The sequence below is a fragment of the Pseudomonas sp. PMCC200344 genome, assembly GCF_030053095.1.
Classification (GTDB): Bacteria; Pseudomonadota; Gammaproteobacteria; order Pseudomonadales; family Pseudomonadaceae; genus Aquipseudomonas; species Aquipseudomonas svalbardensis.
Window position 1 is genome coordinate 1588001 of the sequence record NZ_CP125618.1, and the last position, 18086, is coordinate 1606086.

The window sequence follows — 18086 nt, forward strand, 5'->3', positions numbered from 1 at the left end:
GCGCGCTATCGTCGTCCTGCCGCACCGATGGCAAATAAGGAAAAACGCCGCTTTTCTCGACATGAGAAAGCGGCGTTTTACTGGGTTTTTCACCGTAGAGCTTGAAATCAAAAAGCTCCGGTCTCCGGCTTAAGTGAACAGCATTGCGGTCAACACCGTTTTTTATTGTCGCTAGCTGTGATCTCTCTGTAGGTTGTTCACTCGGGGCTTTTCCGGGAAATTGGAGGTGCGAACCAAACCAAGCATCCGGAGGCCCCGAGTGAACACTCATAAAAATGCCCGATTAACCGTTTCCGGTCGAGCCCTTCTTGTTCAACGAATCCTTGAGGAAGGCCTAAGACCTGTTGAGGTAGCTCAGTCCCAAGGAGTCAGTGTTCGCACTGCCTACAAGTGGCTTAATCGCTATCGAGTTGAAGGCAAGGAAGGACTGCAGGATCGTTCGTCCCGCCCCAAGTTTTGTCCGCACACGCTTCCAGAGAAGTGCCAGGAACAAGTGCTTGAGCTACGTCGCCAGCGAAAAACCTATCGCCAGATCAGCCAGGACTTGAAGGTGGGACACAGCACTGTAGGCAGGTTATTGAGCCGTAACGGCCTCAACCGCTTGGCATACCTAGAACCGCCACCGCCGGTGATTCGCTACGAATACTCTCAGCCCGGAGGCCTGCTTCACCTGGACATCAAGAAGCTGGGGCGCTTTAACAAACCAGGTCATCGAGTGACGCGAGACCGCCTAAAGGGCCGCTCTTACCATGTCGGTTGGGAATACGCCCATGTTGCCATCGACGATAACAGTCGAGTGGCACACAGCGGCTTGTACCCAGACCAAAGTGGACGCAGCGCCAGCCTCGCACTGATTCGGGCCCTGCGCTACTACGCAAGCCTTGGCGTTTGCTTTGAGCGGGTGATGACCGATAACGGCCCTTGCTACAAGTCCGGACGCTTCAAGCGTCTATGCCAGCGGCTAGGGCTTAAACACATCTATACCAAACCTTACACGCCGCGCACGAACGGCAAGGCAGAGCGGTTTATCCAAACCGCTCTGCGCGAATGGGCCTATGCCAGAAGTTACGAAAGCTCAGATCAACGTGCGACCTACCTGACATCGTGGCTGCACGAGTACAACTGGCATCGCCCGCATGCCAGCCTGAGTTATTTGCCACCGATTAGCCGAATAGCATCCGTGAACAACGTGGTGGGTTTACACAGCTAGAGCCGCTTCAGGCCGCTGCGAGGTCTGGCCGAATGCGCGTCGAACGGACTGCGGTCACCAACGCCAGAATCGGCGCAATGGTGAACAGCGCAAACAGCCAGCGCGCGGCGTTGGCGGTGCCTTCGGCGTTGGAAGGGTCGTTGAGCCCGGCCATGTTGGCGATCATGCCGGCCAGTGCGGCGCCCAGCGCGGTGGCGAACAGTTGTACGGTGGTGATGGAGGATGCGGCTGAGTCCTGGTCTTCGGCCGAGGCCACTTGCAGGACCCGGGTCAGCAGGTGTGGCCAGCCGATGCCGATGCCGAATCCCACCAAGGTCAGGGCAATGCAGATTGGGGCGAGCAGCGCCCAGTCTCCGCCACTGTTGAACGGTGTGGCGACGGCGAGGATGATCAGTCCGACCAGTACAAACACCGGGCCGCTGATGATTGCGCGGCGCACGCCACGCTCGCGCCAGCCGGAGCTCATCACTTCAGACAACGTCCAGCCAGCGGCCATGAGGGCCGCCAGGTAGCCGGAAATCAGCGGTGTTTGCCCGTGCAGGGTTTGCAGGAAGTACGGTACGAAGATCTCGCTGGTCATGCCGATCACCAACAGTCCCATGGTCGCGTACAGCGCACAGAGTGGGGTATTGAGCCGCAAGGCGTCCTTGGGCAGCAGTCGCGTCAGGGTGCTGGATTCATGACGAACCAGGAAAAATACCAGCAGCAGGCAGAGGCCTATGCCAAGCAGGTTCCAGGTTGGAAGCGACGAGGCGCTGCCGGCGCATACCGATAGCACTGCCGCGGCCAGCAGAAACAGTTGCAGCAAGGGCAAGCGGCCCACGGGAGGTTGGTTCATGTCACGTTTTGGCAACACGTTGCTGGTCAGCAGGATGTACGCCAACGTCACAGGGACCAACGAGCCAAAGGCGGCGCGCCAGGCATCCATTTCAGCAAAAATGCCGCCGATGGCCGGGCCGATCAGCGTGGCGATCCCCCACATACCCGAGACCAGAGCCATGGCTCGAGGCCAGAGACGCTCTTCGAACACCAACTGAATCATCGAGTAGCACAGGGCGAACATCAAACCACCGCCCAGGCCTTGAACCGAGCGACCGACCAGCATCACCGGCATACTCGGTGCCAGTGCGCAGATGAGGCTGCCGATGAGGAAAAGTAACGCGGCTATCGCATAGGAAACGCGTGGCCCTGTGCGTTGCAGGACTTTGGCCGTGAGCGCGGAGCCCAGGATGGATGCGACGACGAAAAGTGTGGTGTTCCAGGCGTACAGGTCGAGCCCGCCGATTTCCTTGACCACGGAGGGCAGGATGGTCGTGGCGATGTAAATATTGATCGCATGCAGCGCAACGCCTCCTGACAGTGCGATGGATCGCGCGGCGTTTTTTCCGGAGAGTAAATCGCTCCAGCTGCTTTCTTCCGTAGACATACAACCTCCTGCTGTGACTCGCGACCCGACGGATTGCGAGAGTCAATTGCCTGATTTCAAGGCTTGGGTTAGATTTACCAAGTAAATTCTTTAAATATTGAAGCTGCGGGGGCCGTTATTTGTCAAGAAAATACTTGGAAAAACAGGATGAAGTCTTGATGTCGCCAGCCGACCGACTGCTTTACATGCTCAAGACCCTTGGCCCGCAATTGGCGGCCGATGCCGGACGCGCGCTGGGTACCACGGGGGAAGCGGCGCGCCAGCAGTTCGTCAAGCTGGCCGCCAGCGGCCTGGTGCACGCTCAGTCCGAGGTCCGGGGCGTCGGACGCCCGTCGCAGGTCTGGCATCTGACAGCTGCTGGCCATGCGCGGTTTCCCGATACCCATTCGGAACTGGCCGTGCAGCTCTTGCAGACCGTGCGCGAGACCTTCGGCCCCGAGGCCATCGATCGTCTGATCGATGTTCGCGAGCAGCAGAGTCGTACCTTGTACCTGCAAGAACTGGCCGGTGCCGAGACCCTTCAGGAACGGGTCAAACGCCTTGCGGCCCTGCGTGCCCGTGAAGGCTATATGGCCGAGTGGAGCGAGCAACCGGACGGGGCCTTCGTGTTGATCGAGAACCATTGTCCGATCTGCGCGGCGGCGGCCGCGTGTCAGGGTTTCTGCCGTGCCGAACTGAATGTGTTCGAGCAGGTTCTGCAAGCCAGGGTTGAGCGCGTGGAGCACATTCTGATGAATGCCCGCCGTTGCGCTTATCGCATTACCCCGGTCTGAAGAACCCACCGGACGCTCATTTCTGGCACACCAGCCCCACCTGATCGCAATTGCGTTGAAAGTCGTACCAGTATGCTTCGCCAAATTCGTCCAGATGCTTTTGCGGGATCATCGGGACGACCCATTCGAAGTGACTAAAACCGGCTCGTCGGATGGCGCGCTCGTAGACCTCACGGCTGAGGCGATAAAAGTGGAAGGGCACCGGTGGCTCGATGACGAACTGCGCATCACAGGAGAAGCCGCCCTCTATGGGCTCTTCACTGAGGATGGTCAGGCCGTAGCGGGTGAAGTTGCAGATCCCCAGGCGGAAGTCCGGGTTAGAGGTGTAGGCAATCAACCGACCGCCAGGCAGCAGGCTGTCGTGGATGTTGACCAGCATCTGCACCAGGGTTTCCTCGCTGTCGGCGTAGCACAGCAGCCAGACGGCACTGACCAGATCGAAGCTGCCCAAGTGAGGCATCAGCGCCACGTCATGCACGTGGTACTGCAGGTTCGGCACGTCCAGGCTGTCCTTGATCGCAAGCTTGATCATCTCGCTTGAGATGTCGACACCCACCACTTCATCAGCCCCGCGTTCGATCATTTGTCGGGCGAAGAACCCATGGCCGCAGGCCAGGTCGAGCACTCGCTTGTTGTTCACATCGCCGAGCATGTGGAAGAAGGTGTTGACCTCCACCTCTCGCTCGCTGGCCTTGCTGATGGCCTGGTCAAACTTTTCGCCGATACCGTCGTAGATTGCCACGTAGTTGTTCATGGTGCGGATGTCCTGGGAAGTAGGGAGATACAGCAAAGTCCGGCAACCGCTGCCGAGATAACGATGGGCAACGGTTGCAGCGGGGGGAGGGTTACTGAGCGGGAATCACCGCCTGCCATTTTGGCAAGGCGGCCTCCAGGCGCTTGCCGAACTCGATCAGCCGCGCCTCCTGCCAGTGCGGGGCGACGATCTGGATACCGATCGGCAAACCGCTGGCTTCATCGACCCCGGCCCGAATGACCAGCACCGGTGACCCGGACAGGCTGAACGGGAACACGTAGCCATATTGGTGACGATCGTTCAGGGAGTGGCCATGCTCGAACGCGACCGTGGGGTGGACCGGCGTGATCAGCAGGTCATGAGTTCTGAAGAACGCCGCCAGCTGGTAGCGCATGCGATCAAGGTTGTTCCAGTCGAGCTTCACCTGGTCGATGCTGCATTCGACTTCCTCGCTCATGGCCACCAGAGTGTTGAGGGCCGGGGTGAAGGACTTCTTGCCAATGTCGCTGAACAACTGTTTCCAGCCCCTGGCCGAATCGCCGCCAGTGATGAACAGACGCCACAGCACATCGCAAGATTCTTCGAGCATCGGCGGCTGTTCGTCGCTGATGCTGGCGACTATCTTGCCGGTCAGCTCGCGTACCGTATCCAGCGTGCGGGCGACGGCGGGCGACGGTGAAACCCGTGAGGTTTCATACAGGAATGCCACCCGCAGCTGATCCAGCGGTTTATCCAGTCCTTGCCAGGGCACGTCGACGGTGTCCGGGTCATGACCGTCGGGCCCGGTGATGAGTCGGCCCATGACTTCGACGTCTGCGACATAACGACCCATCACTCCGAAGCTGGAGGTGTGGTGAAAGAGCCCGGAGCGCTCTCGTGGAAACTGTCCGGTCAACGGCACTCGGCCTTGCGTCAGTTTGAAGCCGCAGACCCCGTTGAAGTGCGCCGGAACCCGCACGCTGCCGCTGGCATCCGACGCCAGGCCCGCCGGGGAAATTCCGGCGGCAATAGCGGCGCCTTCGCCACCGCTGCTGCCGCCGGCGGAACGGTTCAGGTTGTGGGGATTGCGGGTCAGGCCATAGACGAAATTGTCGGTTTCAAAGGCCATGCACAGTTCGGGTACGTTGGTCAGCCCGATGATGATTGCTCCCGCAGCACGCAGGCGGGCAACGGCAGTGGCATCTTTCTGACTGGCGTCACCGAGAAACTCGGTGAGCCCGCGCGACAGCCGATAACCTTCGACATGCAACACGTCCTTGATGGTGATCGGCACACCGTGCAGCGGCCCCAGAGACTGACCCCGGGAAACCGCGGCGTCGGCCTCGCGGGCCTGCGCAAGGATCGCTTCGTCGGTGTACTTCTGGATCACCGCGTTGACAGCAGGGTTGCGTTCTTTCAAGGCCTGCAAGTAGTGGCGGGTGATGGCTTCGCTGGTCAGGGTTGAATGACGGATCAGCGAGGCCATTTCAACCAGGGAGAGATCGTCTACGCGAATCATTGGTCTGCGCTCCGTGGGGTCATGGCGTAAGGGAGGCGGTAGAGGTTACGGATGATCGGAGTCATCAGTTTGAGCATCCAGCGCGGCTTGCTGGCAACGGCTTCGAGCGATTCTTCCAGGGCCTTGAGGACCTGGCTGATTTCCCCGGTGCTGATGGTCAGCGGTGGATAGAAACGCAACACCGGAGCCGAGGCTTTTTCGTTCAACGAGTGCCCGGCGTGAACCCCGCGTTTGGTCAGTTCCATGCCGATCAAGCTTTCCCACACCGCGCCCTTGAGGCGCAAACCGGTCATCAGGCCAATCGCTGGCGCGTCGCTGATGATCTGCGGGTAGGCTTCGGCCAGTAGCTGCAATCCCCGGCACAGCTGTGTGCTGGCAGGCCGGGATTTTTCGATCAGTTGGCCGTCTTCAATCGCATGGATTGCGGCCAGGGCCGTTTCACAGGCATAAGGCAAGCCACCCTGGCCGCAGACTTGATCTTCAAGAGGGTCGAGTGGCAACTGTTCGATCAAGGCGCGGCTGTACATCACCGCCGCGATGGCTGCGTAGCCGCCGGTCAAGCCCTTGGAAAGCACCATGATGTCGGGCACCACATTGTCGTAATCGACGGCGAACCATTTACCGCAGCGACCGAACGCCGTCTGGATTTCATCGGCGATCATCAGGCAGCCGTGGGCGCTGCACAATTCGCGGATCCGCGTGTTGTAGCCGACCTCGGGCAGGGTCAGGTAGGCGCCGCCGAGGATCGGCTCGATGTAGACCGCCGCCACCTGATCGGTGATGGCGTGTTCCAGTGCGGCGAAGTCTCCGTAGGGAATGAAGTCGACCGTCAGGCGGTTCAGGCCATGCTGGTTGCTCTGGTACTGCTGGCCGAGGATCGCCATCGTGGTCAGGGTCTTGCCATGGTAGGCATTGCGCATGACCACGATCCGTTTGCGCGGCAACTGCCGTTTGAGCACGTAGCGCAAGGTTTGCTCGATGGCTTCGGCACCGGTCATGGTGTAGCGCACATCGCCCCACTCGCCGGGTGCCAGACGCTTGAGGGTCTCACTCAACTGGTGTTGCGAGTCGTGGGTCAGCCCTTCGGGCTGCCAGGCCATCCGGTTCAACTGACGCTGGCTGGAGTACTTGACCAGAGGGTTCTGGTGGCCGACCAGAAATATTCCATAGCTGCACGCACAATCGATGAAATGCTTGCCGCGATGGTCGGTGACGATCGCACCTTCGGCGGAGCGTTCGATTCCGGTATTAGCGATTCGATAAAGCTTGGCCGCCGAGGGCGTCCAGTGTTTGTAGCAGTCATCCACCAGGCTGTTAAGCAGCATATTGCAAGGTCCTTTTTATAAGGCGTGCGGCGTCGACGACGCGCTCCGTGCGCGCGACCAATGGGCAACGCAAGAGCAGTTCACGCCCGCTTGGCCGACGAATATGCACACCGGCGGCGTACAGCGCCCGTTGCGCCTCAATGGCTTGCTCAGTGCTGGCCAGCGGTACCTTGACGATGCCGCCGATGGCCCGTGCACTGAAGTCGGCCAGCTCTGTGGCCAGCGCCTTGCCGTTGTCGAGACTGCGCTGGTCCAGCCGCTTTTCCTGCGCATAGCGCAGGGCGGTCCGTGCCGCGATACACGATGGCGGGTTACCGGCGGTGGTGCTCCCGTGTTTGGCAGGCGAGACTTTGCCGTAGGCCTTGTAGGCCAGCGCATGGCTGCAGGTGTAGGTGCCGATGGGGATGCAGCCGCCGCCCAGGCTTTTGCCCAGAACAACGATGTCCGGGCGCGCACCGGACAGACTCTGCGACAGCAGATGCCCGACGCTACCCAGACAGGTGTCGACGTCGTTGAACAGGGTCGCTATTCGCTGGCTGTTGGCGATCCGTTCCAGACTGGCGATCAGCATCGGGTCAACCGCTTCCAGCAGTCCGTTGGCGGCCGTGCGCAACGGGCCGTAGCACAGGGCAAAACAGTCCTGCCAGATCGCCATGTCCGGCAGGTCGTGCGCCGAGTCGACATGCACCACCTTGATCCCCAGAAATCCCCCGGACTCCGGGTAATGCTCGGGGGCGCTCAGGTAGCGTCCATAAGACAACGAGCCGTACGCCACGCCACCCACGGCGATCACCGTACGCCGATGGGGGTTGATCGAGCGTGCGAGTTTCAGCGCACCTTCAAACGCCTCGTCGCCGGAGTTGCAGACATACGAGTTCTCCAGCCCTTCGGGCATGAAGTCGCTGAGTTGCTTGCACAACTCGATCAACGGCGCGGACAGCAGGACACGGTTGGACAGGCCGATTTTATCGACCTGCCGACTCACGGCTTGCACCACCTCGGGTACTTGCAGGCCGAACCCGCCACTGAGGTCAATCAGTTGATGGCCGTGGTTGTCGATGAAGCTTTCGTACTGGCCTTCGACAGCCCAGGTCTGACCTGGGTGATTCGTCATGGCGGCCATTACCGGTAGCTCAGCGCATTGAAGATGCGACGCTGGTCATCGATGATCGCTTGTCGGCCGTGCATGACCCGGCGGTTGTCGATCATCACCAGGTCCAGGTCCTGCCAGCCCACGGTGTGAGTATTGCGTTTGGTGATTTCGGTGATTTCCGCCAGCAGCTCGGAGGGAATCTCTTCGCCGTTCTCGAAATCGATCACCGGTTTCTCGTAGTTGAAGGACGGCCCGAGAATGCTGTTGGCGAAAGCGGGGAGCTCACAGAAACTGGAGATTTGGCACGCCGGGACGCTGTAGGCGTAGGCCACGCAATCGGTGCCCGGGTTGTATTCCATCCGGGTGTTGGGGTCCTGGCCGATGATCTCGCTCAGGTGCTCGAAACTGGCGTCTTCCAGCTGCTGGATTTCCGGTTTGTAGTAGCAGACGATCTTGCGCCACTTTTCGCCCGGCACGGTGCGGCGGTAGCGGATACGGCTGCTCTCGAAGCGCTGACGGGCCTCTTCGCTGAGTTCCTGGTAGACCTTCACCCCATCGCACAAGGTGGTTTGCGAACCTTTGGTGGGGGCGATTTCGCAGAAGAACCATGTCAGGTCCGGCCAGATTGGCGCGTTGCCGTTTTCGCAGTGCAGGCCTACGGCATCGGTTCCAGCGTCCACCAATTGTGCGACGCCTTTGGCGATCACGCGGCCCGGGTCCAGGCTAAGGCGCGAGCTGTGTTTTTTCACGAAGGCACCGAACTCGTCCAGAGACTGGATGCAGTTGCGGAAGATAATCACGCCGGCGCTCGAGAGCTCTTCGAAAACCGCCGCGGTGTCGGTGCTCAAGGCATACTCGCGATCGGTGATGACCCGCGCCTGATAAGTAGATTGAGTCATGTCGCTAGTCCTTTAGTGAGTACATGTCTGACGATGCAGGTCAGTGGCGTGGGCTCTACGGGCCGGGCCGTTGAGGGTATAGAGGCTTTGCAACTGCGGGGCGTCCGACGCCAGTGGCCAGATGGTCTGCGGCAGCTCGACTTCCGAGAAGCGCTGTTGCGCCCAGTCCTGGGTTTGTGGGTGGTTGAACTGCGGCCCGACGCTGAGCACGATCGCCAGTTGACCGTCTGCGGTCATGAACATCAGCGCATCGTTCACGCCGGTTTGCTCTTTGAACTCCAGCTCGATTTGCTCCGGAGACACATTGCGGCCGTTGGGCAGGCAGATGATGTTTTTCTCGCGTCCGGTGATGAACAGGAAGCCCTCGTCATCGAGCTCGCCGATATCACCTGTGCGTAGCCAGCCATCCTCGGTGAAGGAACAGGCACTCGGATCGACCCAGGAGTAACCCCGGAACATTGAGGTGCTTTTGATTTCTACCCGTTGCTGATCCGTCACCCGGACCTGGACGTGAGGCAAGGGTTTGCCAACGCTGCCCAGCTTGCTGTGGGTAGGGGTGTTGACGCTCACCACCGAACCGTTCTCGCTCAGCCCGTAACCCTGATGAACCTCAATACCCTGCGCGCTCAGGCGTTGCAGTTTTTCGCTGCTGATCGGAGCGCCACCGGCGGTGATGTACAACTCGTTGCGCAGCAACGACAGCAGCTCTGGGTCGGTGTTTTGCTCGGCCACTTCAAGGAACACGTCGAGCATCATCGGCGGTACGGTGACCGCGCTCGCCCGGGTTTTGAGCAGTTGCGCAAGGATCGCCGAGGTGGTGTAGCCAGCCTCGCCGATCAGCGGCGTGTGCTCGTCCAGGAAATATACCGTGCCGCCGGACAGTAGCGGCAGGTAGACCGCCGTGACCTGTTCGATCAACAGGCTCAGCGGCACCACCGACAGGTAGCGTTTCTGAAAGGCGGCCGGAACCACGCCGAGTAGCGATTGCAGCACGGCGCTCAGGCCGTCCAGACTTTGCTTCACTCCTTTGGGCTTGCTGGTGGTGCCGGAGGTGTGGATGACTTTGCAGATCCATTCAGCATCGGCGTTGTCGATGAAGCTTGGGCCCTCCGGCACTGGAATCGGGGTCTGAAGTGCGCTGGGTACATGGACCAGACGGCTGGCGTTGAGGTCGATTTCCCAGCGCTTTTCCAGAGTCTCCAGGCCTTTGTCATCGACCAGGAAGCCCGAACATTCGAAGGCCAGGTGTTCGGCCTGGTACTTACTGAAACCCAAAGGTAGCGGCAAGGAGGTGAAGCCGAAGAGCAGACAGGCGAAGTCGGCAATGACCCAGTCGCTGCTGTTGCGCATGACGATGCCGATGGTGCGCTTTTCGTGGGGGAACTGGCGGTTCATGTGTTGCCCAAGCTGCCGGGCATGGTCCAGCACCTGTGCGTAGGTCAGACGGCGCCCGCCCGTGCCTTGCGCCGAAGGAATGTCGACGACGCAGACGGCATCCGGTGTGCGTTGGGCCTGGGCCAGCAAGCGTTCGACAAAATGCGTCATGCTGCTTGCTCGCTCTGCACGTCGAGTCGGAATACGGTCTTGAGGACGGTCTCGTGGTAGTGACGCTCCATCTCGCCCAGCTTGATGTAACCGGTGATAGGCGTCTGGTCGTAGTAGGAGCCCCATTCGACTTCCGCTTGGGAGGTCATGCGTTGCGGGTCGGCATCGCAGATCTTGTTGACCCTGACGTTGCAGTTGCCCATCACTTTGATCAAGTGGGGGGTGCAGGTGCACAGCAGGTAGCGTGCGCCCATGCACCAGGTCACCACCGAGAGCATGTTGAACAAGGTCTGGCCGGCAACCGGATTGATCGACGCGGTACTGCCGACTTCGACGATGCAGTCGCGTTCGATCCGGGTGTTGGTGATGCTGGACAGTGTCTCCTCGCACGTTGAGTCCAGATAGCACTCGGACAACAGAGGGCCTGACTTGGCAAAACTAAAACCTGCACAAGACTGAATGGAGTCATTGTTTTGTAAAACGATTAAAAAGTACTCGGGAGATGGCTCGATGATGGCATTAAAGGATTTCATGTACCGACGTTTTACAAATTCAACGGCGGACTTCCAGAGTTGGGTATTGCGTTTGGCTACTTGAATGCGCATGCAAGTTTTCCGTTCTTTTCTGCGGAGTCGATAGAGAGATTGTTGAATCGCTTGGTTGTTCTGGTACATGTGTGCTAGTTGATCTTGTTGTTATTTACGGCAACAGGCGCTCTTTCATGCCCCCTGTAACAGCTTGGTTTTATCAACTGTTGGGCCGTGTTCCTCGGCTGTGTTCGTTCACCATTGGATGTCTGTTGTTTTTAGACTCCCACTCGTGTCCACAGCTATAGCCACACCGATGTGTGTAGGGCTCTCTGGTCGGGAACGGTGGGGGGGCGTATTTGGTATGTCAGTGAATAGCAAATCCTGCGATGACGTAATTAGACAGCGTTCTGCGTGGGTTCGATTTTTCTCATAAGTGGCTTGATTGTTTAAAGTGAATTAATTAACCAGTACCTATTCAGAATCTTCATGTGAGTCATGAAGCCGATGCCGGGTGATCTTTTGGCGGACAAAAAAATAAATAAAAACGGTGCGTTAATTGTCTCGTTCTAGTTGTATGACAGAAAGAATACAGGCGAGAGGGATGTCGGAGGAGATGAGTCCGGGTGGGGCCCGGACTCGGAGGATGCATATTCGATCAGGCGGATTGTGCCAGCCAGGCCAGTTGTGGGCCGTCGGGAACGATTCGTGTCGGGTTGATGTGGTTGTGGGAGTAGTAGTAATGCAGTTTGATGTGTTCCATGTCGATGGTGCGCCGCACGTCTTCGCGTTGGGTCAACCGGCACAGGTAGTCGTACAGTGCCGGGTAGTCTTGCAGCGGGCGCAGATTGGCCTTGAAATGCAGGCAATACACAGCCTCGAAACGAATCAGCGTGGGTAACAGGAACAGGTCGGATAACGTCAGTCGGTCGCCGAACAGGTAGCGTTGATCAGCGAGACGCGTTTCCAGTTCGTCCATGGCGTTGAAGAACACCGTAAACGCCTCGCTATAACTCTGCTGGTCGCTGGCAAACCCCATGTTGTAAACCATGCGATTGACGTGCGTGTGCAACCAGTCGTTGAGGCTCGCGATTTTGTCGCTCAGGTCGTCGGGCACCAGTTCGATGGGCGTCTTCGCCAGCGGCAGCAATCGGGTCGCCATCTGCCAGGCGAGGTCTGCGGAGTCGTTATGGACGATCCGCTCCTGGTGTTTGTCCCACAGCACGGGCACCGATTGATTACCGGCGAACCCGGGTCGGGAATGTTCATACAGCGTGGAGAGCAAGGACACTTCACCGTGCAGAGGGTCCTGGTCCACGTTGTCGAACTCCCAACCCTGGTCATGACGGCGTGCGGCAACCGACGAGACGTTCAGCACACCCTCAAGCCCCAGTACGCTCAGGACCAGATAGGCACGGTGCGAAAAAGGGCAAGCCTGCGAGATGTACAGATGGTAACGGTCGGTTTCAGCCACGAGCTCGGAGAGAAACAGCTGATCGTTGAGGGTGTTGTTCACCGCTTTGGTCATGTTACCTCCCTTGCGAACCAACCATTTTCAGGCGAGGTCGTTCGCCCAGTTCGTTGATTGCCTGGTCGATCTCGTGACGCGCTTGTTTGAGACCTTTGGCCAGGCTTTCTTCACCCATGCCCAGGCCTTCGGCGTAGACGTATTTGATCTGGGTCAGGCCAATGAAACAGAGGATCTGCGACAGCCACAGGGCCATGGTGTCCGGGCCATTGCTGTAGATGCCGCCGCTGGCGGTCAGGACGTACACCGGCTTGCTGTCGATCAGGCCGACAGGACCGGTTTCGTTGTACGTGAAGGTTACGCCGGAGATGACCAGTTGATCGATGTAGGCGTGGATCAGCGAAGGCGCACCGAAGTTGTAGCGCGGCAGGCCGATGACGATGCGGTCGGCTTCGTTGATTTCTTCGATCAGTTCGTTCGAGAGGCTCAGGGCTTGGCGCCCTTCATCGTCGCTCGGCTCGCGGCCATACAGCGCAGCCATGGTGTTGGCATTGAGGTGGGCAATCGGCGTCTTGGCGATGTCGCGAACGACGATGGAGGATTCAGGAATGACTTCTTTGAGTTGGTCCAGGAAGTAGTCCACCAGTTGCCCGGAAAAACCACCATCGCTTTTGATCGACGAACGTATCACCAGTATTTTTTGACTCATTGCTTTCTCTCTCTCAGGTAATGCAGCGGCTGTTTGAGAGCAAGTTTTGAACAATCGGAGAGACAGGAATAGCGCATAAATTCAGGTTCACCCACCCATGACATTCATGTGTTTCTCAAGGCCCCTCTTACAGAAGCTTTGTCGGCGTTTTGGGGGGGGTTGATGCGGCTCAAGCGTTGGAGGAGGGCTGGAAAGCCCCAGGAGCGGGGCTTTCGAGGTTACCACTGATGTTTTAGGCGGAACTTGCTTAATTGCGCTGAAGCGATTTTAGTACGGGTTTGATCGCTGTTTATTTTCCAAGCGGCTGCTTGAGTAAATATCAGGTTTCGGCCGTTTCTTACAACTTCGGCCTCAATAATTACTTCGCTGTGCAGGGGTGTGGCTGACATCAACATGCTATTGAAACTGTTGGTCAGCGCATATTCCTCTGGCCCTAGCAGCGGCAGTGTGGCAAGCATGCTCACCACATCCAGCATCGAGTAAATGACCCCGCCGTGGAGCGTTTGGCTGAGGTTGTCGATGGCCTCGCTGACCACCAGTCGACATTGGCAGAACCCCTCTCGTTGTTCCACCAGCCGCAAACCGCAGTAGCGCTGGTAGGCGTGTTCCAGCAACGCGCTGGAATGGGCGGCGGCGTGTTCGCTGATTTGGCGCATGTCCCTGCTCCTATAAAGATCGTCCGATGATGTCCAGCATGATTTCGTGGGTGCCGCCGCCGATGGCCAGCAGGCGCGCGTCGCGATGGATCCGCTCCACCAGGGCCGGTTCGATGCAGCCGTGGGCACCGTGCACTTGCACCGCGCCACGAGCGATTTTCTCCAGCACGGCGACCGACTGGTTCTTGGCGATGGCTACCCGGCGTGGATCGAGGTTGCCGTCGGCCATCCAGTTCACTGCCGACTCGACATAGTGTTGCGCCACCGCGAGTTCCGCGTGGTACTCGGCCAGTCGTTGGCGGATCACCGATTTGTCGAAGAGTGGTTTGCCCCCCATCTGACGCTGCTTGCACCAGTCGATACTGGCTTGCAGCGCCATGTCGGCGGAGGTTACGGCCATCACCGCAAGATTCAGGCGTTCCTGCAACAGGCTGTTTTGCAAGATGCGCCCGACCCCGGAGCCTTGAGTGAGGCGGACCACCGGGGTGTTCGTAAAGTGCAGGTCGGTCAAAGGCAGACACCGCCAACCGAGGCACCGCTGCGGGGTGTGCGTGATGCCTGGGGCATGACCTTCGGCGAGAAACAGCGCCAGACCGTCCGGAGAGTGCGCGATCAATAACAGCCAGTCCGCCCGTTCACCGTTGCAGACGAAGGCCTTGGTGCCGGTCAGCCGGTATTGCCCGTTTTCGAGTACGGCACGACAGGTCATGCCGCGCAGGTCCGAACCGGCCTGGGGTTCAGTCAACGCCAGGGAAATACTGCATTCACCGCTCAACACCGCGGGCACCACACTGCTCGCAAGCTCAGGCGCACATCGTTGCAGCGCCTTGAGGCTGACAAAGTGTGAGGCCAGGCCCATGGTGATGCCCTGGGCGCCACTGCGGGTCAACTCCTGCACCAGGATGGCCACGGCGCGTGGATCATCGGGGAGTTGGTTCTGGTTCTGACCCAGTGCCAACAGGCCGGCAAGGCCTGCCCGCCGGTACAGTGCCGGCGGGTAGGTGCCGAGGGTTTCCCACTCGGCGACATGGGGCGTGATGTGCTCCGCAACAAAGTGTGCGACCCGCTTGCGAAAGAGTTCGCTCATGGCAATTCCCTCAAAAAACCGTGGTCAGGGCCAGGTCCTGGAAGCGGTTGACGATGGGCGAGATGCGCGTCGGTGTCATGGCTCGGTCTTCTTCGAAGTAATACAGATCCGTCATGTCGCTCATCACCTTGAGCATCGACCGTGAGCGTTCCGCGGCGCGAATCTCGTAGCGTTGCAGTGCGCTGTCGAGGTTGTCGTCGCAATGACCGATCAGCGCCTGGGCCAGCATGAAGCCGTTCTCAAGACCCAGGGTCAGGCCATAGCCGAGGGTCGGCAGCATCGCGTGGATACTGTCGCCGAGCATCACCACCCGTGAACGTTGCCAGGCGCCGTCGCCGGTCAGGGCTGTCATCTTGTGGGTGAGAATCTCCGATTCCTCGGTGGCGGCGATCATCCGTACCACCTCGCTCGGCAGCTCGGCGAACAGCTTCAGCAAGCCGGCCCGATCATGCAGGGGCTGGTGATGATGCTGATACGCGGCGAACCAGTAGCGATAGTTACTGTGGGCATCCAGCGGGTATGTCACCACGCGCGCGAAGGCAGAGGTGAAGATCTGGCAGCGATCGGACTTGAGCAGGTCCGAACCGAAATCCACCATGCCGCGGCTGGCCACCAGACCGGTGTCGTAAGGCGCAAGGTTCGGGTTGATGAATTCGCGAACGGTGGAACCGACGCCGTCGGCGCCAATCACCAAGTCGAAGTCTTCCTCGCTGTTGTCGCTGAAGCTCACCCGGGTCTTTTGTCCCAGATCCTGCAAGCGGTTGCAGCCCATCTGAAAGCGCACGGCGCCGTCGCCCAGTTCCTGCAACAGCAGGCGGAATAGCTCGGTACGCCGGAACATCATTGCCGGTGCGGGGATCCCCAGCCCGCTCGGTCGCACCGGCTGGCTGTGGATCAACTGGCCTTCGCGTGAGTAGGTGTCGAGGAACTCGATCGCCTTGCCGTGCTCCAGGAACTCGCGGCTATTGAACAAAAAGCGCAGTACTTGCACGCCTTGGGGCCAGACGTAGATCCCGGTACCTGAGTCCCGAGGACCCAGGCTGCGTTCATACACCGTACAGGACAGCCCGAAGCGTTTGAGCATCAGCGCACAGGCGAGGCCATTGAGGCCTGCGCCAATGATCGCGATTTTCATGCAGCGACTCCTCGTACCCTCTGCGGGTTGACGGTGGCTTGCATCTTGTAGCGACGCTGCAACAGGCAGAGGCTGGTCAGCTCCATTAGCATCGGATCAAGCAGGCCTTGTTCCCTCGGCGTCAGGCCTGGCAGACGATCGAGCAGATGACGGACTTTTGCCGCATCGAAGAACGGCAGGTTGTCCAGCTCGCTGCCGTGCAGCACGTCCTGCACCAGTTGATACAGACGACCTTGCTGCTGCAGCGTGGCCGGTGGTGCACGGAAGTAATGCTTCTTGCGCTCATACAAGGCTTGCGGCAGGTAAGGGCGCATGGCTTCGCGGAAGATGAACTTCTCGGTCGAGCCACGGACTTTCATCCAGACCGGCATCTTGCAGGCCAACTCGACCACGTGGTGATCGAGCAGCGGTACGCGACCTTCGATGCTGTTGGCCATTTCCATGCGATCGCCCAGGGTGGTCAGCACGAAGTTTGGCAGGTACGACTTGGCCCACAGGTACATCGATTTGTGCACCGGGTCGCGACCTTCGAGCTGGTTGTGATCGAGGCGGTCGAAGAACTGGCGATACGGGTCGATCCCGCTGAAGTGATCACGGAAGTCACTGCTGTACAGGCTTTCCAGCGCCTTGAACCAGCCGGCCTGGTTGTCCAGCCAGGACACACCGTGGTTGAGCTGATTGATCATCCAGTGAATGTCATCCGGCATCTCGGAACGGGTGTAGCCCTGTTCGCTTTCCTGGATGCGCTGGCGTAGCTTGCTGATGACCTGCGGGTCCTGGCGTTCGACGTTGTACAGCAGCATGTCACGACGGAAGTGCGGGTAACCGGCGAACACTTCATCGGCGCCCTCTCCGGTGAGCACGACTTTCATGCCGGCCTTGCGCACTTCCTGGCTGAGGATGTATTTGGCTACGCCGTGGGCGTTGAAGAAGGGTGTTTCGTTGTGCCACAGCGCCTGTTCGAAATTGTCTGCCAGGTCATCCTGGGTAATTTCGATAGTGTGAAAGCGTGCGCCGTTGTGCTCGGCGGCCAGGCGGGCGAAACGGTTTTCGTCGTAGTCTTCCATGTCGGTGAACGATAGGTTGAACGCATCCAGGGGTTTGCCTGTCAGCTGCGTGGCGAGCCCGAGCATCGCCGAGGAGTCGATGCCGCCGCTCAGGTAGACACCGATTGGCACGTCGGCACGCAGGCGCAGGCGAACCGACTCTTCGACGGCCGAGCGAATCGCTTCGATCATGCCCTGCTCGTCGGTAGGGTCTGGCGCATCCTTGCGGGCGAACTCCATGTCCCAGTAACGGCCGCTCTGCATGCCGCCGTTATCCACCATCACCCAGCAACCGGGTTTGACGCTGCGCACGCCCTTGAACAGGGTATGGTCGCGCAGGTAGAACGCGCGGCTGGCGTAAGCATCTTCATCCCACTCGCAAGGCACGCCGGCCGCGAGGATGGCTTTGACTTCCGAGGCGAAATACCAAGTGCCTTCGTGTTGGGTGTAGAACAGCGGCTTGATGCCCAGACGATCACGCACCGCCAGTATCAGGCGACGTTGGCGGTCGAACAGCACGAACGCGAACTCGCCGCGCAGGCGCTTCAAGCCGGCCATGCCGTAGCGACGGTACAGGTGCAAGGCGATTTCGCTGTCGGACTCGGTCTTGAAAACGCAGCCTTCGGCTTCCAGCTCCAGGCGAATACGCTCATGGTCATAGAGTTCGCCGTTGACTACGATCACGAGGTCGCCTTCGTCGGCAACGATAGGTTGTGCGCCATTGTCCAGACCGATGATGCTCAAGCGCGTATGGCCCAGGGCCGCACGACCCGCCGGATCGTGCCAGACACTGCTTTCGTCCGGACCGCGATGGTTGATGCTCTGAAGGGCGTCGGCCATGGCCTGTTCGGACATGGCTCCTGGAGCGGTTTGATACATACCGATAAAACCACACATAAAAATTTTTCCTTGAGAAAATCAATAATGTTGGCGAC

16 protein-coding genes are annotated in these 18086 nt (G+C 59.3%); 2 read left to right on the forward strand and 14 right to left on the reverse strand.

From position 1 onward, the window contains the following. Nucleotides 1-259: 259 nt before the first annotated feature. Nucleotides 260-1210, forward strand: a complete 951-nt coding sequence (locus tag QFW87_RS07225; RefSeq protein WP_283188538.1) for an IS481 family transposase — start codon at nucleotides 260-262, stop codon at nucleotides 1208-1210. Nucleotides 1211-1217: 7 nt separating this feature from the next. On the opposite strand, the gene QFW87_RS07230 is transcribed toward QFW87_RS07225, so the two are convergent. Further along, nucleotides 1218-2636 (reverse strand): MFS transporter, encoded by a 1419-nt coding sequence (locus QFW87_RS07230; RefSeq protein WP_283183381.1) that lies wholly within the window; start codon nucleotides 2634-2636, stop codon nucleotides 1218-1220. A 158-nt stretch (nucleotides 2637-2794) separates the two neighbouring features. On the opposite strand from QFW87_RS07230, the gene QFW87_RS07235 reads away from it, so the two are divergent. After that, entirely contained in the window at nucleotides 2795-3409 is a 615-nt protein-coding gene (locus QFW87_RS07235) for a metalloregulator ArsR/SmtB family transcription factor (protein ID WP_283183382.1), read from the forward strand. Nucleotides 3410-3425: 16 nt separating this feature from the next. Here the strand turns inward: QFW87_RS07235 and QFW87_RS07240 are convergent, their stop codons facing one another. The 13 genes from QFW87_RS07240 to asnB all read right to left on the reverse strand — a co-directional run bounded on the left by QFW87_RS07240 (nucleotide 3426) and on the right by asnB (nucleotide 18048). After that, complete coding sequence (locus QFW87_RS07240; RefSeq protein ID WP_283183383.1) at nucleotides 3426-4163, reverse strand: class I SAM-dependent methyltransferase; 738 nt, start codon at nucleotides 4161-4163, stop codon at nucleotides 3426-3428. Between the two features lie 91 nt (nucleotides 4164-4254). Further along, nucleotides 4255-5661 (reverse strand): amidase, encoded by a 1407-nt coding sequence (locus QFW87_RS07245; protein ID WP_283190148.1) that lies wholly within the window; start codon nucleotides 5659-5661, stop codon nucleotides 4255-4257. Then, on the reverse strand, nucleotides 5658-6986 hold the full coding sequence (locus QFW87_RS07250; RefSeq protein ID WP_283190149.1) for an aminotransferase class III-fold pyridoxal phosphate-dependent enzyme: 1329 nt from the start codon (nucleotides 6984-6986) through the stop codon (nucleotides 5658-5660). The genes QFW87_RS07245 and QFW87_RS07250 overlap by 4 nt, the downstream gene beginning before the upstream one ends. Beyond that, complete coding sequence (locus QFW87_RS07255; protein WP_283183386.1) at nucleotides 6976-8100, reverse strand: aminotransferase class III-fold pyridoxal phosphate-dependent enzyme; 1125 nt, start codon at nucleotides 8098-8100, stop codon at nucleotides 6976-6978. The genes QFW87_RS07250 and QFW87_RS07255 overlap by 11 nt, the downstream gene beginning before the upstream one ends. A gap of 8 nt (nucleotides 8101-8108) precedes the next feature. Continuing rightward, the gene (locus QFW87_RS07260) at nucleotides 8109-8978 is read right to left on the reverse strand and encodes a TauD/TfdA family dioxygenase (protein WP_283183387.1); all 870 of its coding nucleotides are present in this window, start codon (nucleotides 8976-8978) and stop codon (nucleotides 8109-8111) included. 12 nt (nucleotides 8979-8990) lie between these two features. Continuing rightward, nucleotides 8991-10523 carry an AMP-binding protein gene (locus tag QFW87_RS07265; protein ID WP_283183388.1) on the reverse strand — a complete coding sequence of 511 codons (1533 nt, stop codon included), beginning with the start codon at nucleotides 10521-10523 and terminating at the stop codon, nucleotides 8991-8993. Then, nucleotides 10520-11128 (reverse strand): thermostable hemolysin, encoded by a 609-nt coding sequence (locus tag QFW87_RS07270; protein WP_283183389.1) that lies wholly within the window; start codon nucleotides 11126-11128, stop codon nucleotides 10520-10522. The genes QFW87_RS07265 and QFW87_RS07270 overlap by 4 nt, the downstream gene beginning before the upstream one ends. 580 nt (nucleotides 11129-11708) lie before the next feature. Then, nucleotides 11709-12578: a glutathione S-transferase C-terminal domain-containing protein gene (locus tag QFW87_RS07275; RefSeq protein WP_283183390.1), complete on the reverse strand. Its 870-nt coding sequence runs from the start codon at nucleotides 12576-12578 to the stop codon at nucleotides 11709-11711. Between the two features lies 1 nt (nucleotide 12579). Further along, on the reverse strand, nucleotides 12580-13227 hold the full coding sequence (locus tag QFW87_RS07280; protein ID WP_283183391.1) for an NAD(P)H-dependent oxidoreductase: 648 nt from the start codon (nucleotides 13225-13227) through the stop codon (nucleotides 12580-12582). Between the two features lie 218 nt (nucleotides 13228-13445). Then, nucleotides 13446-13883, reverse strand: coding sequence for a PaaI family thioesterase (locus QFW87_RS07285; RefSeq protein ID WP_283183392.1), 438 nt, complete (start codon nucleotides 13881-13883; stop codon nucleotides 13446-13448). A 10-nt stretch (nucleotides 13884-13893) separates the two neighbouring features. Further along, nucleotides 13894-14970 (reverse strand): acyl-CoA dehydrogenase family protein, encoded by a 1077-nt coding sequence (locus QFW87_RS07290; RefSeq protein ID WP_283190150.1) that lies wholly within the window; start codon nucleotides 14968-14970, stop codon nucleotides 13894-13896. A 10-nt stretch (nucleotides 14971-14980) separates the two neighbouring features. After that, nucleotides 14981-16105, reverse strand: coding sequence for an FAD-dependent monooxygenase (locus QFW87_RS07295; protein ID WP_283183394.1), 1125 nt, complete (start codon nucleotides 16103-16105; stop codon nucleotides 14981-14983). After that, nucleotides 16102-18048, reverse strand: a complete 1947-nt coding sequence (gene asnB / locus QFW87_RS07300) for an asparagine synthase (glutamine-hydrolyzing) (RefSeq protein ID WP_283190151.1) — start codon at nucleotides 18046-18048, stop codon at nucleotides 16102-16104. Before asnB ends, QFW87_RS07295 begins: the two co-directional genes overlap by 4 nt. Nucleotides 18049-18086: the final 38 nt, after the last annotated feature.